Origin of the sequence: Christiangramia fulva (genome assembly GCF_003024155.1) — a bacterium.
Taxonomy (GTDB): domain Bacteria; phylum Bacteroidota; class Bacteroidia; order Flavobacteriales; family Flavobacteriaceae; genus Christiangramia; species Christiangramia fulva.
On record NZ_CP028136.1, the window covers coordinates 2,527,345 to 2,550,301 of the forward strand.

General features: G+C 40.0%; 20 protein-coding genes. 11 read left to right on the forward strand and 9 right to left on the reverse strand.

Annotated elements, in window-relative coordinates; all coding sequences use genetic code 11:
- Nucleotides 1-45: 45 nt before the first annotated feature.
- On the forward strand, nucleotides 46-612 hold the full coding sequence (locus C7S20_RS11265; protein ID WP_107012557.1) for a fasciclin domain-containing protein: 567 nt from the start codon (nucleotides 46-48) through the stop codon (nucleotides 610-612).
- Between the two features lie 130 nt (nucleotides 613-742).
- Nucleotides 743-1,324: a DUF4136 domain-containing protein gene (locus C7S20_RS11270; RefSeq protein ID WP_107012558.1), complete on the forward strand. Its 582-nt coding sequence runs from the start codon at nucleotides 743-745 to the stop codon at nucleotides 1,322-1,324.
- A gap of 61 nt (nucleotides 1,325-1,385) precedes the next feature.
- On the opposite strand, the gene pheT is transcribed toward C7S20_RS11270, so the two are convergent.
- The 4 genes from pheT to recG all read right to left on the reverse strand — a co-directional run bounded on the left by pheT (nucleotide 1,386) and on the right by recG (nucleotide 8,358).
- Nucleotides 1,386-3,812 (reverse strand): phenylalanine--tRNA ligase subunit beta, encoded by a 2,427-nt coding sequence (gene pheT, locus C7S20_RS11275; protein ID WP_107012559.1) that lies wholly within the window; start codon nucleotides 3,810-3,812, stop codon nucleotides 1,386-1,388.
- Between the two features lie 263 nt (nucleotides 3,813-4,075).
- Nucleotides 4,076-4,978 carry a tetratricopeptide repeat protein gene (locus C7S20_RS11280; protein ID WP_107012560.1) on the reverse strand — a complete coding sequence of 301 codons (903 nt, stop codon included), beginning with the start codon at nucleotides 4,976-4,978 and terminating at the stop codon, nucleotides 4,076-4,078.
- A gap of 214 nt (nucleotides 4,979-5,192) precedes the next feature.
- Entirely contained in the window at nucleotides 5,193-6,110 is a 918-nt protein-coding gene (locus C7S20_RS11285) for a hypothetical protein (protein ID WP_107012561.1), read from the reverse strand.
- A 148-nt stretch (nucleotides 6,111-6,258) separates the two neighbouring features.
- Nucleotides 6,259-8,358 (reverse strand): ATP-dependent DNA helicase RecG, encoded by a 2,100-nt coding sequence (recG, locus tag C7S20_RS11290; RefSeq protein WP_107012562.1) that lies wholly within the window; start codon nucleotides 8,356-8,358, stop codon nucleotides 6,259-6,261.
- Nucleotides 8,359-8,478: 120 nt separating this feature from the next.
- On the opposite strand from recG, the gene C7S20_RS11295 reads away from it, so the two are divergent.
- Genes C7S20_RS11295 through C7S20_RS11305 form a run of 3 tightly spaced genes read left to right on the forward strand, consistent with a single transcriptional unit; the run spans nucleotide 8,479 to nucleotide 12,418 of the window.
- On the forward strand, nucleotides 8,479-10,596 hold the full coding sequence (locus C7S20_RS11295; protein ID WP_107012563.1) for a M1 family metallopeptidase: 2,118 nt from the start codon (nucleotides 8,479-8,481) through the stop codon (nucleotides 10,594-10,596).
- A complete protein-coding gene (locus C7S20_RS11300) occupies nucleotides 10,593-11,495 on the forward strand; it encodes a patatin-like phospholipase family protein (protein WP_107012564.1) in 903 nt (300 codons plus the stop codon). Before C7S20_RS11295 ends, C7S20_RS11300 begins: the two co-directional genes overlap by 4 nt.
- Nucleotides 11,495-12,418, forward strand: a complete 924-nt coding sequence (locus C7S20_RS11305) for a patatin-like phospholipase family protein (RefSeq protein WP_107012565.1) — start codon at nucleotides 11,495-11,497, stop codon at nucleotides 12,416-12,418. Before C7S20_RS11300 ends, C7S20_RS11305 begins: the two co-directional genes overlap by 1 nt.
- Here the strand turns inward: C7S20_RS11305 and C7S20_RS11310 are convergent.
- Nucleotides 12,402-12,923, reverse strand: a complete 522-nt coding sequence (locus C7S20_RS11310) for a DUF7935 family protein (RefSeq protein ID WP_107012566.1) — start codon at nucleotides 12,921-12,923, stop codon at nucleotides 12,402-12,404. The two genes, C7S20_RS11305 and C7S20_RS11310, sit on opposite strands and share 17 nt — an antisense overlap.
- A gap of 12 nt (nucleotides 12,924-12,935) precedes the next feature.
- Complete coding sequence (locus tag C7S20_RS11315) at nucleotides 12,936-14,216, reverse strand: amidohydrolase (protein ID WP_107014214.1); 1,281 nt, start codon at nucleotides 14,214-14,216, stop codon at nucleotides 12,936-12,938.
- A 175-nt stretch (nucleotides 14,217-14,391) separates the two neighbouring features.
- Between C7S20_RS11315 and C7S20_RS11320 the strand changes: the two genes are divergently transcribed.
- The 3 genes from C7S20_RS11320 (at nucleotide 14,392) to C7S20_RS11330 (ending at nucleotide 17,679) form a co-directional block, all read left to right on the forward strand.
- Nucleotides 14,392-16,713, forward strand: a complete 2,322-nt coding sequence (locus C7S20_RS11320) for an ATP-dependent helicase (protein ID WP_107012567.1) — start codon at nucleotides 14,392-14,394, stop codon at nucleotides 16,711-16,713.
- 63 nt (nucleotides 16,714-16,776) lie between these two features.
- Entirely contained in the window at nucleotides 16,777-16,989 is a 213-nt protein-coding gene (locus C7S20_RS11325; RefSeq protein ID WP_107012568.1) for a hypervirulence associated TUDOR domain-containing protein, read from the forward strand.
- A 69-nt stretch (nucleotides 16,990-17,058) separates the two neighbouring features.
- Nucleotides 17,059-17,679, forward strand: coding sequence for an L-threonylcarbamoyladenylate synthase (locus C7S20_RS11330; protein ID WP_107012569.1), 621 nt, complete (start codon nucleotides 17,059-17,061; stop codon nucleotides 17,677-17,679).
- A gap of 68 nt (nucleotides 17,680-17,747) precedes the next feature.
- On the opposite strand, the gene C7S20_RS11335 is transcribed toward C7S20_RS11330, so the two are convergent.
- The 3 genes from C7S20_RS11335 to C7S20_RS11345 form a co-directional block, all read right to left on the reverse strand.
- Entirely contained in the window at nucleotides 17,748-18,602 is an 855-nt protein-coding gene (locus C7S20_RS11335; protein WP_107012570.1) for an OmpA/MotB family protein, read from the reverse strand.
- 92 nt (nucleotides 18,603-18,694) lie between these two features.
- A complete protein-coding gene (locus C7S20_RS11340) occupies nucleotides 18,695-19,693 on the reverse strand; it encodes a glycosyltransferase family 2 protein (RefSeq protein ID WP_107012571.1) in 999 nt (332 codons plus the stop codon).
- Entirely contained in the window at nucleotides 19,690-20,139 is a 450-nt protein-coding gene (locus C7S20_RS11345; RefSeq protein ID WP_107012572.1) for a type I restriction enzyme HsdR N-terminal domain-containing protein, read from the reverse strand. The genes C7S20_RS11340 and C7S20_RS11345 overlap by 4 nt, the downstream gene beginning before the upstream one ends.
- 69 nt (nucleotides 20,140-20,208) lie before the next feature.
- Between C7S20_RS11345 and holA the strand changes: the two genes are divergently transcribed.
- The 3 genes from holA to C7S20_RS11360 all read left to right on the forward strand — a co-directional run bounded on the left by holA (nucleotide 20,209) and on the right by C7S20_RS11360 (nucleotide 22,889).
- Complete coding sequence (gene holA / locus C7S20_RS11350) at nucleotides 20,209-21,213, forward strand: DNA polymerase III subunit delta (RefSeq protein WP_107012573.1); 1,005 nt, start codon at nucleotides 20,209-20,211, stop codon at nucleotides 21,211-21,213.
- Nucleotides 21,213-22,115: a 1,4-dihydroxy-2-naphthoate polyprenyltransferase gene (locus tag C7S20_RS11355; RefSeq protein WP_107012574.1), complete on the forward strand. Its 903-nt coding sequence runs from the start codon at nucleotides 21,213-21,215 to the stop codon at nucleotides 22,113-22,115. Before holA ends, C7S20_RS11355 begins: the two co-directional genes overlap by 1 nt.
- Nucleotides 22,116-22,208: 93 nt before the next feature.
- The gene (locus C7S20_RS11360) at nucleotides 22,209-22,889 is read left to right on the forward strand and encodes a metal-dependent hydrolase (RefSeq protein ID WP_107012575.1); all 681 of its coding nucleotides are present in this window, start codon (nucleotides 22,209-22,211) and stop codon (nucleotides 22,887-22,889) included.
- Nucleotides 22,890-22,957 lie beyond the last annotated feature (68 nt).

Consider the following 22,957-nt stretch of genomic DNA (forward strand, 5'->3'; position numbering starts at 1 on the left):
CATTCATTTTACTCGTTTATTTGAATATAAACAAAAAAATAAATTATGAAAAAGATGAGAATTTTCACCTTTATGAGCATTTTCTTTTTAAGCGCTGCGGCTGTTGTTGCCCAATCTGAAAAGGAAAATACTAAAATGGTGGGCGGCGCTGAAATGTATCCGTCAAAAACGATTGTTGAAAATGCCATGAATTCGAAAGATCATACTACCCTTGTGGCGGCAGTAAAAGCAGCCGATTTGGTGAAGATCCTTCAAAGTCCCGGCCCATTTACTGTTTTTGCACCTACGAATGAAGCTTTTGAAGCACTTCCGAAGGGCACGGTTGAAGATCTGCTGAAACCGGAAAACAAAATGAAACTGGAAACTATTCTTACGTATCACGTACTTCCCGGCGAATATACGGCAGCCGATATTGTAAAAGCAATTAAAAAAGCTAATGGAAAAGCCACTTTTAAAACGGTGAGTGGTGATGAACTTTCTGCAATGATGGACGGTGATAATGTAATTTTAAAAGATTCCAGCGGAAATACTGCAACTGTTACCATTGCCGATGTAGAACAATCGAATGGGGTGATCCATGTAATCGATACGGTGCTGATTCCGGCGAAGTAACATTCCTTAAACACTGATTAAAGCGGCTTTAAATAGGCCGCTTTTTTAGTTAAATAAAAGTCAAATGCGCTGTTTGCCTTTTTATAATCCCAGTTTCCGATTAAATTCAAAAAAACCATAAAAGAAAACTATGAAAATTTTAAAGATTTATCTGCCGCTTTTATTTGCCGGCCTTATTCTTTATTCCTGCGGTTCTGGAGCTCTGACTTCAAAAGATGACCGCAAAAAATTAAAATCTTACAACAGTTATGCTTTCCTGCCAGACAATGATACCATCATGAGCAGGAATTTTGATAATGAACATATTCAGGAAGTTATTATTGAAACCATCAATGCGAACATGAGGGAGCAGGGTTATGTTTTAGATAAGACCTATCCCGATGTTCTCATTAAGGTTCATCCCATGTTTGATGAAAAGGTGGCTGTAAACGCAAATCCCGTTTATACCAATTATCCTTATTATCGCCCCGGATTTTATATTGGGCCTTATTATAAAGATTATATGTATGATAATTATTTTACCATTCAACGAATTGACGGGCCAAGAATAAAGCAGATCCCTTACAGGCAGGGGTCTATTGTGATCGATTTTATTGACCGGCGTACCAATGAAATTCTCTGGCGCGGTACTTCAGATAAGTCTATCGGCAGCCGAAGAATGGACCGTGATATCAGGGATTATATAGATGATATTTTTAAGGACTTTCCTTAGGAAAGGCTAAAATGAAAAAGTGAAAAGGCTGTTTAAAACATTTTATGAACAGCCTTTTTTATTATCGAAGTTCAGCCTTTAATTCTTTTTCAAATCTTTGCTGAAGCTTTTTCATCATTTTGTCCACCTGTTTATCGGTGAGTGTTTTTTTCTCATCCTGAAAAATAAAACTTACCGCGTAACTTTTTTTGCCTTCCGGAAGATTTTTCCCTTCATACACGTCAAAGAGATCCACACCTTTTAGTAGTTTTTTCTCTGTTTGAAGCGCAATATTCTCGATCTCCTCATAAGTGACATTCTTATCGAGCAATAGGGCAAAATCCCTGCGCATAGCCGGATATTTCGATATTGAAGCGTAAGTAGGCTTTTGTTCTTTGGCTATTTCCAGGATTTCGTCCCAGTTAAGATCGGCGTAAAGAACTTCCTGTTCGATATCAAATTTCTTCAGAATTGATTTTTTCACCACTCCGAATTCCGCCAGTTTCGCTTTCGCGGAATTTATTTGAAGGCCTTCTGAAAAAACATCATTTTTTACCATTTTCGACTTTAAATCGGGAATTCCCAGTTTTTCGAAAATTGCCTGGATAATCCCTTTCAGATAAAAGAAATTTTCTTTTTCAGCAGAAGAATTCCAGCGTTCTGCAGCTCTCAGTCCACTTATAAATACTGAAAGATGTTTGTTTTCTTCTCTTCCGCTAACGTAAGAATGATAAGTTTTTCCAAACTCAAATATTTTTATACTGTTGCGTTTCCTGTTAATGTTGTAGGCGATACTCTCGAGCCCCGAAAAAAGCAAAGTTTGCCTTAATACAGAAAGTTCCTGGCTAAGTGGATTCAACATCTTAACTTCATATTCTTCTTTCAGGTTTTCGCTGAGGCTGGAGTAGAATGGGGAGCTAAGCGAATTAGACATACTTTCGTAAAATCCCTGTCCCACCAGCTGGTTCGCAATAATATTCTGGAGTTTATAATCTTCGAATTTTGATGAATTCGCAACAGAAAGACTGAGCTTTTCTCCAAATTTGATATTATTATAACCATATACCCTGAGAATTTCCTCGATAACATCAGATTCCCGCTGCACGTCCACACGATAAGAAGGAATGGTAAGGCCCATGCCGGTTTCTGAAACATTGTTGACCCTGATTTCCAAAGAAGCGAGAATAGCTTTTATAGTTTCTTCCTGAAGATTTTCACCGATAAGATTATTTACCTTTTCAAAGGTGAGGAAAACCTGGAAATCTTCGATCTTTTTTGGATAAAGGTCATCGATATCGCTGGTGACATCGGCACCGGCAATTTCTTTGATCAGTAAGGCGGCACGTTTAAGGGCATATTCCACGGCATTTGGATCGATTCCGCGTTCAAACCTAAAGGACGCATCGGTATTCAGGCCGTGCCTTTTGGCAGTTTTTCGAATGCTCACCGGATTGAAATAGGCACTTTCCAGGAAAACCTGCGTGGTATTTTCAGTCACTCCACTAGTTAAACCTCCAAAAACTCCTGCTATGCACAAAGGTTTTTCGGCATCACAGATCATCAGGTCTTCTTCATGAAGCTCGCGTTCCACACCGTCCAGAGTGATAAATTTAGTGCCGCTTTTCAAAGTTTTCACATTGATCTCATTCCCGGCTATTTTCCCCGCATCGAAAGCGTGAAGTGGTTGCCCCAGCTCATGCATTACATAATTGGTAGCGTCGACCACGTTATTTTTAGGGATGATCCCTATGGCTTTAAGTCGGTTTTTTAACCATTTTGGAGATTCACCAACTTTTACATTAGAAAGACTTACACCACAATACCTTGGCGCGAGGTTAGAACTTTCAACTTTTATAGGAATTTTCAGGCTGCGATTGTCCACATGAAAGCTGCTTACCGAAGGAGTGATAAGTTCCAGGCTTTTCCCCTTTTGCTGATATCCGGCTTTTAGATCGCGCGCCACCCCCCAGTGGCTCATCGCATCGGCACGGTTAGGAGTAAGACCGATCTCGAAAACTTCATCATTTTCAACATCAAATATTTTGGCTACGGGTGTTCCGGGAGCGAGGCTGTTATCCATCACCATAATTCCCTCATGGCTCTGCCCCAGTCCAAGTTCTTTTTCTGAACAGATCATTCCATGGCTTATTTCACCGCGAATTTTACTTTTTCTGATATCCCAGGCTTCACCTTTTTCGTCAAAGAGGGTTGTACCAACAGTGGCTACCGGTACTTTTTGTCCTGCAGCGATATTTGGTGCTCCGCAAACGATCTGTACTTCTTCCCCATTGCCTAGGTTAACCTTTGTAAGTTGTAGCTTATCAGCATTAGGGTGCTCGCTGCAGCTAAGCACATGGCCCACGACCACGCCTTCAAGGCCACCTTTTATACTTTGGAAGCTTGTAATTCCTTCTACTTCAAGGCCAAGGTCTGTTAAAAGTTTTCCGGTTTCTTCAGCATTGTCCGGGAGCTTGATAAATTGTTTAAGCCAGTTGTATGAAATCTTCATGAATCAGCATTTTCAGTCTGCAAAGATAGTATTACCAAAATTTTTAGCATAATAATATCTCATTTAGAAACAGAAGAAATAAAAAGAGGCCGAAAAAAAGTGCGTGAAAATGTAATTCTGAGCCAGTTTAATAGTATAAGTAGTTGATAAACAATTGTTTTAGAAGTTTAAAACAAATGAACCTGCCGATCGGCAGGTTCATTTTGACGCAATGGAAGCTTTTTAAAAGTTCTCTTTTTTTGAATTGCCGGCTGTATTTTGTTTTATTGTTTATTAAAAACCATTTCAGCTACCTTTTTATCTGCTCCATCAGTAAGATCTACTATTTCCCAGTTGATCTCATTTCCCTGCGGTTTAATAATGTGTTTGACGGTAAACTCTTTACCATCATCGGAGGTGTATTTTTCGGTCATTACAACTTTATCAGGAGAAGAATTTTCCATTTTCAAGGTGGAAGGTTCAATTCCCGATACACCGTCCCTTAAATAAACCATATCGTATTCGTCATCCACGGCATCGTAGGCTATGATCCTGGTGCCCTGATATTCTCCTGACTTATCGTGCCTAACGGCTTTAAGAATCGAATTTTCTTTAGAGAAGGTAACCGTAGCTTCCTCCGTCAAATTTCTATTTCCATCCTGAAAATTGTAATCTTTTACGTTCCAGGTGCCTTCAAGAAAATCGAGCTTATTGCCTGCTCCGTTAAGTTTCGCCAGTTTGGGTTTAGATGCATACAGCAGTCTTTCCTTCATAGCCGGGTCTTTAATGTCAGCGGCTAGTTTAACGGCTTTTTCAAAATTTTGCCTTGCTTTTTCCTTATTGCCTTTCTGTAATAGCAGGTCGCCATAAGAATCGTAAGGATTTGCCTGGTTAGGATATTCTTCTATCTGTGCCATAAAGATCTTTTCAGCAGCGTCAAGGTCTTTATCCTGCAGCATGATCTGGTAACCAAGCTGGTTAAGAGGTTCGCTCATAAAGGTGTACTCATTGCCTTTCATATCGCTTTTGTCGTACATTTTCAGAGCTTTATCAACTCCTTTAGACTTATACTCCTGGTAGAGTTTTTTCTCCATGCTCATTTCAGGAGTGTCCTGTGAATAGCCTTCAAAAATAAAAAAGATAAGCAAAAAGCCTATCAGCAGTGGTTTGATGTTTAGTGATCTCATAATTTATTGAATTTTTGGTTTTGCTGTTTTTTATACGAAATCGGGGCGCAATAAGGCTAAAATAAAATTGGGAGCAGAAGTAATTTATAGCTAAAACTTTGGGGAATAGGTGAGTAGGATTTTCTAAAGATAGGAAAAAAGATTAAAAGGAAATTGTTAAAAATAAAAAAGACCGCGCTGGGCGGTCTTTTAAAAATTATGTATTTAGAATTATTTATTCTGCAGTATCATTATCATCACAGGGATTTGAGGTATTAAATGCTTCTAAGGCATCTTTTAATGTTTCCACCTCAGAGGTTGTTAAAGATCCACTTCCTACAGGAGGCACTTCCAAAGAACCAATCATAGCATCAGCATCAATAATAGTTTGAGCTATAGAGCTATCATCTACACCATTCGCAATATTAAGTTTAGCTGCAATTAAATGATGAGCAAGAGAAACGAGCCCATTGCCTTCTACTTTTTGATCCATTATTCGATTTAATTGACTCTGATCATAATTAACCGAACCTAAATCAAGATTATCAGTATTCCATCTATTCAATTGTTGACCTGGATTTTCATTACTATGATTTTTCCAATATCCTAAACCATGTGTACAAATTGTTTCACAAGGTTGAGATGTACAATAATATTCTGTAGACCACTCACTTGAACGGTATTCGTTCCCATTTGGATTTTCAGCTTTGACTCTAAAAACATACGTTTCATTACAATCCCACTGCATGGCGCAATTCATATCAGTGCTAGGATCTATAAAAACAGCAAGATCTATCCATGCTTCACCGTCTTGTGCAAGTTCATAATCTGAAGTTTTTGAATTAAACTGACAGGCAGAATCGTCCCATTCATTTCCATTTGCAATAAAATCTGCTTCAGTCATCCATTGAACTTTAATACCACCGGGAGTACCATTAGAACCTGCTTTAATTCCTATTGGCCAACTTTCGGCTGTGGCTTCTCCACAAAGAATTTCTGGAGTTCCTAATTGAGTAGGTGAATTGTCATTGTTGGCTTGCGCTTTAGCTTTAGCGTCATAATTCGAGAGTTGACCCTGGTCTTCTAGAGACTCAGTACTACATCCTGAAAATACTAAGATCATCAGAATGAAAAGGGGGGTTAAATTTTTCATACTTTATTGGTTTTAAAAAGTTTAGAAAGGTGAAATTATAGAAATAAGGGATATCCCGTACTTTTTGAACCAACTTTTCGATGTAATAGAATATTTTATCGCCAAAAGGCGATATTCTGGGTTTAGTTCACTAAAAGCAAAGGGTTTACTAGCTGATGTAATTCCAGATCGTCTTGTTTTTCATCAGTCGGCTGTAGGAATTTTTTATAACCGCATTTTTCTCCAGGCTCAGGTCAGGATCTTCTTTTAACAATGCCGATGCATAAGCTCTAGCCGCTTTAAGAATGTCGTTATCCTTAACCACATCGGCGATTTTAAGGTTTAAAACGCCGCTCTGCTGTGTGCCCATCAGGTCGCCGGGACCACGAAGTTTTAGGTCTACTTCGGCGATCTCAAAACCATCGGTGGTGGCAGTCATCGTAGAGATCCTGGTTTTACTGTCTTCACTGAGCTTGTGGCTGGTCATTAATATGCAATAGCTTTGATCGGCTCCCCGGCCCACCCTGCCTCGTAACTGGTGTAACTGGGAAAGTCCGAACCTTTCAGCGCTTTCTATGATCATTACACTGGCATTAGGCACATTTACTCCAACCTCTATAACGGTGGTGGCTACCATAATTTGGGTTTCCCCTTTTACGAAACGTTCCATCTCGTAATCCTTATCGGCTGGTTTCATTTGTCCGTGAACGATTGAAAGCTGAAAATCGGGAAATTCCCGGGCGATACTTTCATATCCGTCCATGAGGTCTTTATAGTCCATTTTTTCAGATTCCTGGATTAAGGGATACACGATATATACCTGTCTGCCTTTTTCAATTTCCTCTCTTATAAATCGAAAAACTTTCAGTCGGTTGGAATCATATCGGTGGACGGTTTTTACAGGTTTCCTGCCGGGAGGCAGTTCGTCAATAACCGAAATATCAAGGTCGCCATAGACGCTCATCGCGAGGGTTCGCGGAATAGGGGTAGCGGTCATGACCAGAACGTGCGGCGGAACGATATTTTTCTTCCATAATTTTGCTCTTTGGGCAACTCCAAAACGATGTTGTTCATCAACAATTGCCAGTCCTAAATTCTTAAATTTTACCTTATCTTCGATCAGTGCATGGGTGCCAATCAGGATGTCGATCTCGCCATTTTCAAGTTTTTCGTGAATTTCTTTCCTTTTTGAAGTTTTAGTTGAACCGGTAAGTAAATAAATACTGGTATTCAATTCTTTACATAATTCAACTAAACCATTATAATGCTGAACTGACAAAATTTCAGTAGGAGCCATTAAACAGGCCTGGAATCCGTTGTCAAGTGCCATAAACATTGACATTAGGGCTACAATGGTCTTTCCAGATCCTACATCTCCCTGCAACAGCCTGTTCATTTGCGCGCCGCTGCCAAGATCGCTCCTTATTTCTTTTATCACACGCTTTTGCGCATCGGTTAAATCGAAGGGTAAATGCTGCTGGTAGAAGTCGTTAAAATTACTTCCTACTTTATCAAAATTGAAGCCTTTTATTTTGCGTTTATGCAGAAGATTCCTCCTCAATAATTGCAACTGGATGTAGAATAATTCTTCAAATTTCAACCTGAACTGAGCTTTCGCCAACAGCTCCTGGTTTTTGGGAAAATGAATATTAAATAAAGCCTCCGATTTCGAAATTAATTTCAGGTCAGAGATCAGTTCATCGCTCAGGCTTTCTGAAAATCGGAATCCGGTTTGCTTTAAAGCTTCCTGAATAAATTTCATCATTACCCGATTGGTCACTCCTTTTTTTGCAAGAAGTTCAGTGCTTGAATAAACCGGCTGCATGGCAGTTCTTAGGTTGTTCTTGTAGTCGCTTGCCAGTTCCATTTCAGGATGCGGCATGCTAAACATGCCGTTAAACCAGTTGGTTTTCCCAAAAATCACGTAGGGGGTATTGAGCTTAAGATTTTCCCGAATCCATTTATGGCCCCTGAACCAAACAAGTTCCATTCTCCCGGTATCGTCTATAAAATCGGCTACCAGCCTTTTTCCCCTTTTTTGTTCCACGGTTTTAAGATGAACAATTTTGCCGACCACCTGAACATCAGAGGAGTTTCTTTGTAATTCGGCGATTTTATAGAAGCGCGTTTTATCAATATAGCGATTAGGGAAAAAGTTGATGAGATCACGGTAAGTAAAAATGCCGAGTTCTTTCTTTAGAAGCTCTGCCCGCGCCGGACCAACGCCCTTTAGGTATTCGATGGGAGTTTGCAACAAATTACCGCTCATAAAACGAAGATATTAAATCGCTTTTAATCTTTTGCCTTCCCTGGCTTTCAGTTTTTCAAACAGATTGTTTTTTGTGAAGCGTCATTTTTGTAATTTGCCAATGATATTCTCCACAGTTACATGCGAAAACAGTTAATATTAGTCTTCATTTTCTGGTCGATCAACATTTTGGCTCAGGAAAATAATTTTACGCAAACCGATTTTTTCGATTTTAAAGAAGCCAGGGCCATAATCAGGATTTTTCCGGAAGGGAATAAAGTCGAAGGCAATATCAATTTTGTATTCGATGTGCTGAAATCTTCAGATTCCCTGCACATAGACGGTAAGAATATGCAGTTTAGCGAGGTAACTTTGAATGGAAAACCTGTTAAATTCAAAAAGGATGAAAACGGAATTTTCCTACTTCGAAAGTTCAGGCCATCAAGCGGGAATAAGATTGGTTTTTCCTATACCGCATTTCCCAAAAAAGCACTTTATTTTATAAACTGGCAAGAAAAGGTTCCTCGAAATGGTATGAAAGAAGTCTGGTCACAAGGCCAGGGAAGAGAGACTTCCAACTGGTTGCCAAGTTTTGATGACCTCACCGAAAAACTTGTATTTGATCTTACTTATGAATTTCCAGCCGGTTATGAATTAATTTCAAATGGAACTTTAGAAGATCGTCGAAAAATTAATGATTCCACTGTTCAGTGGCAATTCGATATGGAAAAACCCATGAGCAGCTATCTGGTTGGGGTGGCTGCTGGAAATTATTCTTCCAAAAACATCGTTTCTTCCACTGGAGATTCCATTCAGCTTTATTATCGGCCTCAGGATTCTTTAAATGTAGAACCCACGTATCGATATTCAGAGCGAATTTTTGATTTTCTGGAAAATGAGATTGGTGTTCCCTATCCCTGGAAAAATTACAAACAGGTACCGGTACTGGATTTTCTGTATTCAGGAATGGAAAATACGGGAATGACTATTTTTTCTAATTCCCTGATGACCGATTCTATTGGATTTCATGTTCAAAATTATGTCAATGTCAATGCGCATGAGCTTGCCCACCAGTGGTTTGGTGATCTTGTAACCGAAAAAAACAGCACGCATCACTGGTTAAATGAAGGATTTGCCACTTATTTCGCCCTGCTGGCCGAAAAAGACATCTTTGGAGAAGATTATTTTTACTGGAAACTATACCAGACTGCAGAGACTTTAAAAGAGAAGAGCGACCAGGGAAAAGGGGAAGCCATTCTTCGTACCGGTGGCAGTTCACTCACCTACTATCAAAAAGGTGCCTGGGCACTTCAGATCTTAAAAGACAGGATTGGGGAGGAGGCTTTTCATGAAGGAATTAAAAAATACCTGCAGCGCAATGCTTATAAAAACGTGGAAACCGATGATTTTTTGAAAGTGATGGAAGAAGTTTCCGGGCAGGACCTTTCGCAGTATAAAAAAGACTGGCTGGAGCAATCGGCTTTTAAAGCTACACAGGCTCTGGAATCTCTTAAAAAATCAGAATTCCTTCAAAATTATCTAAAACTGGCGGCTTTACGCGAAGTGCCTTTTGAGGAGAAAAAGGAAATTCTTTCACGCGCGCTTGATTTTCCGGTGAACGATTATATAGGCCAGGAAGCGGTGAACCAGCTTTCCGGAAACCTTTCCGAAGAAGCAATCCGACTTTATAAGAAAGCCTTTGCTACTAATAACCTGTATGTTCGGCAGGCTATCGCGCAAACCATGGAAAAGGTGCCTCAAATTTTACAATCTGAATTTGAATCTTTGCTGAAAGATCATTCTTATGTTACACGGGAGGCGGCATTGTACAAACTTTGGGCAAATTTCCCCGAAAAAAGAGAGGCATATTTCCGTGCAACCGAAGACCAGGTTGGATTTTACAATAAAAATATAAGAATGCTCTGGCTGGTTCTGAATCTTGTTACACCCGATTATGAGCCTGATAAAACCACCCAATATTATAATGAACTGGCGGGGTATACTGAAGAATGGAGGCCTTTCGAGGTTCGGCAAAACGCATTCAGCTATCTTTTTCAAATCGATGCATTTAATACGGAAAGCCTGGAAAGTCTTTTAAAATGTACCACTCATCATACTTCTGCTTTTAAAAAATATTGCCGGGAACTTGTAAAAGAATTGATGAAAAATGATGAATATCGGCAGCGTTTGCTTGAAATTTCAGGAAAAATGGATAACAGCGAGTCTTCCTTTATAAGATCTTTAACTACGGGCCAATGAGAGCACTGGTCATTTCAGGCGGCGGGAGTAAAGGTGCCTTTGCAGGTGGGGTGGCTCAATATCTTACACAGGAGCTGAAAAGGGACTACGATATGTTTATAGGTACTTCTACGGGAAGCCTTTTGATCTCCCACATGGCGCTTAATAAGGCGGAAAAGGTTAGAAAGGTCTTTACTTCGGTAAACCAGTCCAGCATTTTTAGTAACAGGCCTTTTTTGATCACCCGCAAGCACGGCTATGAGAATATCACCATCAATCACTTTAATGTGCTTCGGAATTTTTTAAAAGGAAAGAAAACATTTGGTGATAGTTATAATCTTCGAAAACTGATCAGGGAAACCCTTTCTAAAGAAGAGTTCGAAGAACTTAAGGCGAGCGGGAAAGATATTGTAGTCACGGTTTCCAACCTTTCTCTTAATGAAGTTGAATATAAATCTATTAAAGATTACGATTATGAGGCTTTTATTGAATGGATATGGATATCCTGCAATTACACGCCATTTATGAGCCTGGTCCTTAAAAATGGCTGTGAATATGCCGATGGTGGTTTGGGTTCTATGGTTCCTATCGAGGAAGCTATTCAGCGTGGAGCCACCGAAATTGATGCCATTATTCTGCAGACGGAAGTTACCTATTTTAACCGACTTCCTTCAAAAAATGTATTTTCACTCATCACCAATCTTTTTGCATTTATGCTTGACCGCATAGAAACTCAGAATATTAAAATTGGAAAATTTGCAGCAGCAAATAATGATGCAATTATTAATTTTTACTATACTCCCAGTGTGTTGACCACCAATTCTCTTATTTTTGATGATACGAAAATGAAGGCCTGGTGGGAAAGCGGATTTGAATTCGCCAAACATCGAAATAAAGAATTAAATCAAATAAAACCTTAATGCGGGCACTCGTAATTTCTGGAGGAGGAAGCAAAGGGGCCTTTGCGGGAGGCGTTGCTCAGTTTTTAATCCAGGAGAAAAAACACAATTATGATCTTTTTGTGGGAACTTCTACAGGAAGTTTGCTTATTCCGCACCTCGCGGCAGGAAATATCCAGAAGATCTATGACATCTACACCAATGTTACCCAGCGAAAGATCTTTAGTATCAATCCTTTTGTGGTGAAAAGGAAAGAAGGTAGGGAATATGTTACCATTAATTATTTCAATACTTTCTGGCAGTTTATCAAGCAAAAAAGGACTTTCGGGGAAAGCAAGGCCTTGAGAAGAAATATCCGAAAGAATTTTTCGCATGAGGACTTTCAGCAGTTAAAATCCAGGGTAAAAGATGTGGTGGTCACGGTATCCAATCTTTCTAAAAACAGGGTGGAATATAAATCTATTCACGAATTTGAATACGACGACTTTTGTGACTGGATCTGGATTTCCTGTAATTACATTCCGTTTATGAGCCTGGCGACGAAAAATGGCTATGAGTATGCCGATGGCGGCCTGGGTTGCGTGGTGCCGATAAGGGAAGCGATAAGGCGCGGAGCGACCGAAGTTGATGCGATTATCCTTGAAGCTGAAAATATGGAGTACAACAAAGTGTTGGGGAAAAATCCGTTCTCATTGATGATCAACCTTTTCGGATTTTTACTCGACCAGGTTGAATATCATGATATCATCGAGGGAAAACTCGCCGCCATGAATAAAAAGGTGAAGCTAAATATTTATTATACCCCCACAAAACTCACTGAAAATTCCCTTGTTTTCAATAAAAAAGCGATGAAGCAGTGGTGGCAGGAAGGCTACGAATATGCCGAAAGAAAAGATATTGATAAAAAGGCCAGAAAATCTTCGTGGTTTAAATTAGGTTTTTAACCTCCTTTTTAATGTAAGCCAGAGCTGCATCTGTAGGCGATTGTTTTTCCATGAGATTGGTCAGGATCAATTCCCTCATCTGGTCGACATTTGCGATATTCTCTTTTCCCGCGGCATTCCTGATCATGTTAATGGTGGCATTTTTCGCCGTACGAATATAATCCCAGCACTCCGCGGTAATATAGACCTGTTGAGCTATATTATGCTCAAATTCCTGCTCAATGTTCGCGATTAAAAGTCGGGAATACGCATCGGCTTCTTCAGAAGTTGGTTGCACCCTGAAAAGAATTTTTCCCGGGGCGATCCTTTCCAGGAATAAGGCCATTCTTTCGTAAGCCTGCAGGCGAATGGGAAGGGCAGTTTTTCTATTTTCGCGAAGCAGCTGAAAATGCCTTCTTTTTTCCTCATTTTTGAAATAGGATTGAAAAAAGAAAAAGGCCACGGCACCAATGATCAGTGCCGGTAAGATCGCATATAAAAAATCTAAAATTTCTGTTTCGTTCATTGAGGCAATCTTTTATTTAGGAGCATTAGCATCAAGATAATCAAGAGTGAGCTGTGAAAGGGCTTTTACGCCAAGAAGCATTCCGCTTTCATCAATATAGAATCCGGGAGTGTGGTGGCGCGTTGGTTCACCGCCTTTAGGCATTCCGCCCAGGTAAAAATATAAACCGGGTACCTTTTCCTGGAAAAATGAAAAATCTTCTCCTCCGGTAGTGGCTTTCATCAGTTCTACGTGATCGTCGCCAGCTACTTTTTTAAGGCTTGGAAGCATTTCCCGGGTCAGCTCGGGATCATTAAAAGTAATGGCAGTATTGTTCTGAATTTCGATAGTGGCTTCCCCGCCGTAGGCTTTGGCAATTTCAGGAACCATTTCACGCATTCTTTTTAAGATGAGTTCTTTGTTTGCGGGATCAAGGGTCCTCACGGTTCCGATCATTTCAGCGGTTTCGGGAATAATATTGAATCGCACGCCGCTGCTGATCTTTCCTACTGTAATAACCGCAGCCGATTCGGTGAGATCGGCATTTCGGCTTATAATGGTTTGAAGTCCATCGATGATTTTTGCCGAAATAACTATGGGATCCACACCGCTCCAGGGTGCTGAGCCATGTGCCTGAACTCCTTTTACATTAATAACAAATCTTTCTACGGCAGCCATCATTCCTTCAGGCTTATATTTAATGGTTCCTACCGGTGTCCCGGCATTGATGTGAAGGCCAAAAATGGCATCTACATCAGGATTTTTAAGCACTCCTTCTTTGATCATCAGGGAAGCGCCACCTTCTTCTCCCGGAGGCGGACCTTCTTCCGCAGGCTGAAAAATGAATTTCACAGTGCCGTGGATCTTGTCTTTGTGCTGAGCCAGGATCTGCGCCACTCCCATTAAAATAGCGGTGTGGGTATCATGCCCACAGGCATGCATTACCCCGGTTTTGGAACCAAGAAATTCGCTAGTAACCTGAGATTTAAAGGGAAGGTCATTATTTTCGGTTACAGGCAGCGCGTCGATATCGGCACGAAGGGCCACAGTTTTTCCGGGATATTTTCCTTTTAAAATACCCACGACGCCGGTTTTAGCGACTCCTGTTTTTGTTTCTATTCCGAGGCTTTTAAGATGATTCGCAATTTTCTCGGAAGTCCTGAATTCGCGGTTGGAAAGTTCCGGGTGCTCATGTATATCCCGACGCCATTCGATCACCTGGTCTTCAATGTTATTAAACTCTTTTTCGGGAATCGAAGTCTGTGCCTGCAATATTGCAGAACAGAAAAGGAAGAGAATCAAAAAATATTTCATTATTGCCTTAAGTTTTAGTGTTCGCTTTGCCAGCGGTCGCATAAATTTTTTTTAAAGATATTAAATAATCTTTCATCGCCTGTAATGGGGAAGGAATTGTTCAAAAAAGGCACGACTACCGGTTTCCTTTTTTGCTCAATTTGGTTACCTTTCAGCTTTTAAAAAAGGAGGAAATTTGGAAGCTTATTTAGCTCAATTAAATGATGCACAGAGGGCTCCCGTGCTGCAGAAAGACGGGCCAATGATCGTAATTGCCGGTGCGGGTTCGGGTAAAACCAGGGTGCTCACTTTCAGGATCGCTTACCTGATGAACCAGGGAGTCGACCCTTTCAATATACTTGCATTGACCTTTACCAATAAGGCTGCGCGGGAAATGAAGCAGCGTATTTCGAAAATTGTTGGAAGCAGCGAGGCAAAAAATCTCTGGATGGGAACCTTTCATTCGGTTTTTGCAAAAATCCTCAGGTATGAAGCTGAAAAGCTGGGTTATCCTTCGAATTTCACAATTTATGATACGCAGGATTCCCAAAGTGTGATAAGAGCGATCATAAAAGATTTTCGGCTTGACAAAGATGTTTACAAGTATAAACAGGTCTATAACCGGATTTCTTCCTATAAAAACAGTTTAATTACGGTCAAGGCTTATTTTCAAAATCCCGAATTGCAGGAAGCCGACGCCATGTCGAAAAAACCCCGACTCGGTGAAATTTACAAGGAATATGTTGATCGCTGTTTTAAGGCAGGCGCGATGGATTTTGACGACCTTCTGCTGAAGACCAATGAACTGCTGAACCGTTTTCCCGATGTGCTTCAGAAATATCAGAACCGCTTCAGGTATATCCTGGTAGATGAGTACCAGGATACAAATCATTCGCAATATCTTATCGTTCGGGCACTTTCTGATAAATTTCAGAATATTTGCGTGGTGGGTGACGATGCACAGAGTATCTATGCCTTCCGCGGAGCGAATATCAACAACATCCTTAATTTTCAAAAAGATTATGACGATGTGCAGATGTATCGCCTTGAGCAGAATTATCGTTCGACCAAAAATATCGTCAATGCTGCCAATTCCATCATTGAAAAAAACAAGACCAAACTTGAAAAAATCGTCTGGACCGCCAATGAAGACGGCCCTAAAATTATTGTAAACCGGTTGTTGACCGATGGGGAGGAAGGGCGTTTTGTAGCCAGTTCTATTTTTGAGAATAAAATGCAGAATCAGATGAATAATGGTGATTTTGCGATTTTATACCGTACCAACGCACAAAGCCGTGCGATGGAGGATGCCTTGCGAAAAAAAGATATTCCCTACAGGATCTACGGCGGACTTTCCTTTTACCAGAGAAAAGAAATAAAAGATGTTCTTGCCTATTTACGATTGACCCTGAACCCCAAAGATGAAGAAGCCCTTAAACGTGTTGTTAATTATCCATCACGGGGGATTGGGCAAACCACGATTGACAGGTTGAGTGTAGCAGCGAATAAACATGATCGCTCAATTTTTGAAATTATTGAAAACCTGGATAAACTTGATTTGAAGATCAATCGCGGAACTCAGACAAAACTGGAGAATTTCGTGAATATGATTAAAAGTTTTTCCATTTTGAATGAAACAGCTGATGCTTTCCAGGTGGCTGAAACGGTCACGCGAAAAACCGGTTTGGTGCAGGAACTTAAAAAAGATGGCACGCCGGAAGGGATCGCGAGAATTGAAAATATAGAGGAATTACTTAATGGTATCAGGGATTTTGTTGAAGGCCAGAAAGAGCTTGCAGATACGACCGGCTCACTTTCAGAATTTCTGGAAGATGTTGCCCTGGCTACCGATTTAGATAAAGATACCGGTGATGATGATCGCGTGGCCCTCATGACCATTCACCTGGCAAAAGGACTTGAATTTCCATATGTTTATATCGTAGGTATGGAAGAGGATCTTTTTCCTTCGGCGATGAGCATGAATACCCGAAGCGAACTTGAGGAAGAACGCCGACTCTTTTATGTGGCGCTGACCCGTGCTGAAAAACAGGCTTACCTTACTTATACGCTTTCCCGTTACCGCTGGGGAAAACTAGTGGATTCTGAGCCCAGCCGCTTTATTGAGGAGATCGATGAGCAGTATCTCGATATGATGGTTCCCAAGGATGATTATAAATACCAGCCGCTCGTCGATACAGATATTTTTGGGGATGAGGTGGATAAAAGCAAATTGCGACAATCCAAGCCTAAAAGCGGAACTCCGCCACCTTCTCATAAACCCACCGAAGAGCAGTTGCGAAAATTGCGTAAACTGAAGCCTGCTTCTACGGGACCGGCGCCTGCCAGAAATACTATTCAGCTGGAAGAAGGAAACCAGGTGGAGCATTCAAGGTTTGGTATTGGAAATGTTATAAAGATTGAAGGTGTTGGACAGGATAAAAAGGCCGAGATCGATTTTGAGCAGGGAGGTATAAAAAAACTCCTGCTAAGGTTTGCCAAGTTGAAAGTACTTTCTTAAGCAGTTAAACTTCTGTTATTTAAAGCCGCCCTGAGCGGCTTTCTTTTTATATTCAAAAGAAAAATGATAAGGAAAGGTAGTAAAGTCAGCTGGAAATGGGGTAGTGGAACCGCTAGTGGCGAGGTCATCAAAACCTATAAGCAAAAAGTTACAAAAACAATAAAAGGCAGTAAAATTACCAGGAATGGAGAGGAAGGAAATAAAGCCCTTTATATAAAGCAGCATGATGGCGATAAAGTGCTGAAACTGGAAAGCGAAATAGAAAAGCAGGAATAATTTTACTTTACATCAATATACTGCGACATGAATTTTGTAAATTTTAGGATGTTTAATAAATAAATAAAGATGGCCGAATTAATAAAGCTTTACAACGAAAATCCGAATCAGAAACAAATCCAGCACATTGTAGAAACTCTTCGGGACGGAGGGCTGATCATTTATCCTACCGATACTGTTTACGGTCTGGGCTGTGATATCACCAATGTTTCAGCTCTTGAAAGGATCGCCCAAATAAAAAATGTAAAACTTGAAAAAGCGAACTTTTCGTTTGTATGTGAAGACCTGAGCAATCTTTCCGACTATGTAAAACAAATAGATACGGCGACCTTTAAAATTTTGAAACGCTGTCTTCCGGGGCCTTATACTTTCATTTTACCCGGCGGGAATAATCTTCCCAATGTGTTTAAAAAGAAAAAAACGGTGGGGATAAGGGTTCCAGATAACAATATTTGTAAAGCCATCGTCACTGCATTGGGAAACCCCATTGTTTCCACTTCAATCAGGGATGAAGATGAGGTTTTGGAATATACTACAGATCCAGAGCTCATCAGGGAAAAGTGGGATAAACTGGTGGAGATAGTGATAGACGGTGGTTATGGAGACAATATACCGTCTACCGTAATAGATCTCACCACCCCTGAACCCGAGGTGATCAGAGAAGGAAAAGGAACTGTGGAGATCATGTAAATCTCGAAATTTATCTATAAAAAAACCCGCGCAATTCGCGCGGGTTTTTTATTTAATATCAGTGCTGATTAATTTTTCATATTATCAGCTTCATTGGCTTTTTCCATTCCTTCTTCGATCATTCCATAGAATTGATCAAGTTTAGGAAGGATAACGATTCTTGTTCTTCGGTTTTTAGCACGACCTTCAGCTGTTTCGTTAGTAGCAACAGGAACGTAATAACTTCTACCTGCGGCAGTCATACGAGCTGGCTCGATACCAAATTCTTCCTGAAGTGTTCTTACTACTGAAGTTGCACGTTTTACACTAAGATCCCAGTTGTCTTCGAACATCGCAGTGTGGATTGGTTTATTGTCAGTATGACCTTCAACCATAAAGTCGATATTTGGTTTGTTCTTGATAACGGTAGCAACTTTTCCAAGAACTTCTTTAGCACGTGGAGTAAGGTTGTAGCGTCCGCTGTCGAAAAGAAGTTTGTCTGAAATAGACACATAAACAACACCTTTTTCAACATTGATCTCGATATCCTCATCGTTCATGTTTCCAAGAGCTCCTTTAAGGCTGGTTACCAGAGCAAGAGTCACTGAATCTTTCTTGTTGATGGCATCACGCATCGTTTTGATTGCAAGATCTTTCTCTTTAATGCTCTCAAGGGAACGCTCCATGTTTTCAGCTTCTTTCTTAGAAAGCGTCGCAAGGTTACCTACGTTATTTAGCAGCGCTGCATTAGTGTTGTTAAGCGTTTTGATCTGATCGTTCAATCTTTCTTTTTCGTCAAGACAGTGATTCAATTTGACTGTTGCAGTATTTAGCTGGTCCTGAGTTTCTTTTTGTTTGGCTTCGAGTTCGTTGTATTTCTTCTGGGAAACACACGAAGATAGCAAAATAGCTACCGTAGCTGACAAAATCATGAGTTTTTTCATAATCCGTTTCTTAAATTTTTTAAATGTTAGAATGACCAAAAATATCAAAAAAATGTAAAGCCAAAAAGCTATTTTAACATTTCCTTTCAGATTTATTTTTTAAGCTCCCTAAATTCATTTTTTCTTTCGATATAATGTGCATATACAACGGAAGGAACTTCATAATATTTCCCGGTATTGCTGCCTTTGCGGCGCTTTTTTTTCATTCGGAAGAAATTTTGATAAAAACTGCCGTGAGCTTTCAGGATTTGGATGAAATGCTGGAATTTTCCTTCAATGATGAATTTTATACCTGCAATTCCGTCTAAAACCATTCTACCGAGTAAAATATAGTAAACTTCAGAGCCCTCCACATTTTTCAGAATGAGGTATAAACTGTTTCTGAAATTATAAAATGTTTTCCTGGGGTTCATCATTTCCAGCGTGCCACCTCCTACATGATAAATCTTTGATGCGCTCACATATTTCACTTTATAGCCAAAGTTTTTTAATCTCCAGCAAAGATCGATCTCTTCCTGGTGGGCAAAGAAATCTTCATCCAGGGCTCCTACTTCAAAAAAAATCGATTTCCTTACGGCAAGACAGGCACCACTGGCCCAAAAAATAAAAGTCTCATCGTTGTACTGGCCAGTATCTTTTTCCAGATGCTGAAAAATTCTCCCGCGACAAAAAGGATATGCGAATTTATCGATAAAGCCTCCGGCCGCGCCGGCATACTCGAAAAATTCTTTCCGTTTATAATCAAGGATTTTAGGTTGGACCGCGGCAACTTCAGCTTGCTTTTCAAAAGCAGAAATTATGGGAGGCAGCCAATTGGGAGTAACTTCCACATCGCTATTGAGTAAAATTACCAGTTCTTCCGATACTTTTTTAAGCGCTTCGTTATAACCGCCGGCATATCCAAGGTTTTCTTTGATTTCAATAATTTCAACCTGTGGAAAAAATTCTTTTAGAAATTCTACTGAATCATCAGAAGATGCATTATCGGCTACATAAATGCGTGCTTCTTCTGAATGTTGAACTACTGAAGGCAAAAATTTCTCCAGCAAAGCTCTGCCGTTCCAGTTCAATATCACTACGGCTGTTTTCATGAGGAGGCGTATTCGGGAAGGTTTTGAAGGAATAAATAGGTCTGTTTCTCATAGTCCATCTTGCAAAAATAATGATCCAGGCCATTAGTTAACATAAGAAAATTAGCTTTAAGCTCAAGGTTATAGCGGGCAATCTGGTCAAAAGTTTCCTGCCTGATCTTAATTCCGGGAGCTTTACATTCTACAATGATATCTATAGTTCCCTGGGGTTCAAAAACCACAATATCATAGCGTTTAACGAGCCCGGCGATCTCAATTTTTTTTTCCACATTGATAAGAGAGGCGGGATAATTCAGGTTATTCTTCAAAAATTTTACGCAATGTTGCCGTACCCATTCTTCAGGGGTAAGAATCACAAATTTTTTCCGTTGTTCATCAAAAACGGCTATTTTATTTTGATTATTTTTGAACCGAAATGAATAAGGCGGGAAATTCAATTTTTGCATATTTCAAAAGTAAGAAAGAAATTCACATTTTTACAGTATAGTTCCTGCCCATCCAGCTAAAAAAAATTCATGGACGAAGTCAGACAAATTGTTGCCAATATTCAGAAAAGGGAAATTAAACCTATTTATTTTCTTATGGGCGAAGAACCCTATTATATTGATAAGATTTCTGAATTCATTTCTGAAAATATCCTGGCGGAAGAGGAAAAAGGTTTTAACCAGATGACCCTTTATGGAAGGGATACCAGCGTTGACGAGATTGTGAGTAATGCCAAGCGCTTCCCCATGATGGCCGATTACCAGGTTTTGGTCGTAAAAGAGGCCCAGGATCTCTCACGGAGTATTGAAAATTTAGCAGATTATGCAGAAAATCCAATGCCTACCACGGTTTTGGTAGTTTGTTACAAATACAAGAAAATAGATAAACGGAAGAAGTTGTACAAGGCGGTTTCCAAAAGTGGAGTGATCTTCGAAAGCAAAACTCTGTATGAAAACCAGGTTGGGGACTGGATATCCAAAACACTAAAAAGCCGCGGTTATGCTGTTTCTCCCAAGGCATCGCAGATGCTTGTTGAATTTTTAGGAACAGATCTTGGAAAAATCGATAATGAACTTAATAAATTACAGCTCATTTGCGAAAAAGGAACGACCATCACGCCGGAGATCATCGAAGAAAATATCGGAATAAGTAAGGATTTCAATAATTTTGAACTTAGAAAAGCCATTGGACTCAGAGATACTCAAAAAGCCCATCGCATTGTAAATTATTTTGCTCAAAATCCAAAAGACAATCCCATAGTGGTGACGATTTCTCTACTTTTTGGCTATTTTTCCCAGCTATTACAATACCATGGGCTACCCGATAAATCAAAGGCAAGTGTTTCAAAACAACTGAAGATCAGCCCCTATTTTGTGAGTGATTATGTGGTTGCCGCAAGAAATTATTCTATGAAAAAAGCCAGCCGGGCAATAAGCCTGTTGCAGGAAGCCGATGTAAAAAGTAAAGGAGTGGGTGCAGGCAACATTTCTCAAGGGGATCTATTAAAAGAACTTCTGGTGAAAATAATGAACTAATGAGTAAATTTTCATCCTGGATCAATGCCGCGAGGCTCAGAACTTTACCATTATCCATTTCGGGAATTTGCGTGGGAAGCAGCGTGGCTGCTCAGCAGGGCCATTTCAATATAGTTATTTTCAGCCTTGCCCTGGGAACGACCTTGGGATTGCAGATACTTTCAAATTTTGCAAACGATTATGGCGACGGAGTGAAAGGAACCGATAACGAAGACAGGATCGGGCCGCAGAGGGCCATACAAAGCGGACTCATTTCTCACAAAGAAATGCTGCAGGCCATCGTTATCACTGCGATTGCTACACTTTTTCTGGCAATTTTGCTTATTTATGTTTCCTTTGGTACTGAAAAATGGCTTTCAGCACTGGTATTTTTTACTTTGGGAGTGGCAGCGATAGTCGCGGCTATTAAATATACTGTGGGTGATTCGGCTTACGGCTACAGAGGCCTGGGGGATGTTTTCGTGTTTATTTTCTTCGGAATCGTTGCCGTTTATGGTTCTTACTATCTATATTCTCATGATCATGACTGGATAAGCCTTTTTCCGGCAATTTCTATAGGGTTATTGAGTACGGCAGTTTTGAATATTAACAATTTAAGAGACAGGGAATCTGATAAAAAAGCAGGAAAAGTCACTTTGGTAGTGAAACTGGGCGCTAACAGGGCAAAAGACTATCATTACAGCCTGATACTTGGTGCTTTGTTCTTTATGGTGATCTATACGGTAATTTCTGCCAATGATCTTAATGATTTCATCTACCTTCTGGGTTATATTCCTTTGATCTTTCATTTAAAAAGAGTGGTCACCAATGAAAATCCGATGTTGCTGGATCCTGAACTCAAAATAGTCGCATTATCTACTTTTGCGATTTCCCTGTTATTTGCCATAGGCCTTATCTGGTAACGGCTTGAGCGGAAGTTTAACAAAAATATATAAAGTGCTCAGGAGTTATTTTTTTCCTAATGCTTAATTTTATGAAAATCCAAAATTAAGATTATGAAAATTACCTTTTACGGCCAGAATTCATTAGCTCTTCAAATAGGAGATACCCATGTTATCGTCGACCCTTTTATAACAGGAAATGCACTTTCTAAAGATAAAGTCGATATTAATGATTTAAAAGCCGATTATATTCTTTTAACTCACGCGCATCAGGATCATACTCTCGATGCTGAAGCTATTGCTAAAAATACCGGGGCTGTGATCGTTAGTAATTTTGAAATAGCCAATCATTACGAAGAAAAGGGAATTGAAGTGCATCCCATGAATCACGGGGGAAGCTGGGATTTTGATTTCGGAAACGTAAAATATGTGAACGCGCTGCATAGCAGTTCTTTTGCCGACGGAAAGTTTGGCGGGCAACCCGGCGGATTTGTTATTGAAGGAGAGCATAAAAATATCTACATTGCCGGGGACACCGCCCTGACCATGGATATGAAATTGATCCCAATGCGTACAAAATTAGATCTTGCGGTATTGCCTATTGGTGATAATTTCACCATGGGAATCGAAGACGCGATTATAGCCAGTGATTTTATTGAATGCGACAAGATCCTGGGCTGCCATTACGATACTTTTGGTTACATTGAAATTGACCATGAAGAAGCCAAACGCAAATTCTATGAAAAAGGAAAAGATTTGATGTTGCTGGAAATTGGAGAATCGATTGAAATATAAACTAGATCACTAGATTACTATATAACTGAATTAAATGGAAATAGCGATTTTTTTTGAATACTTATAAA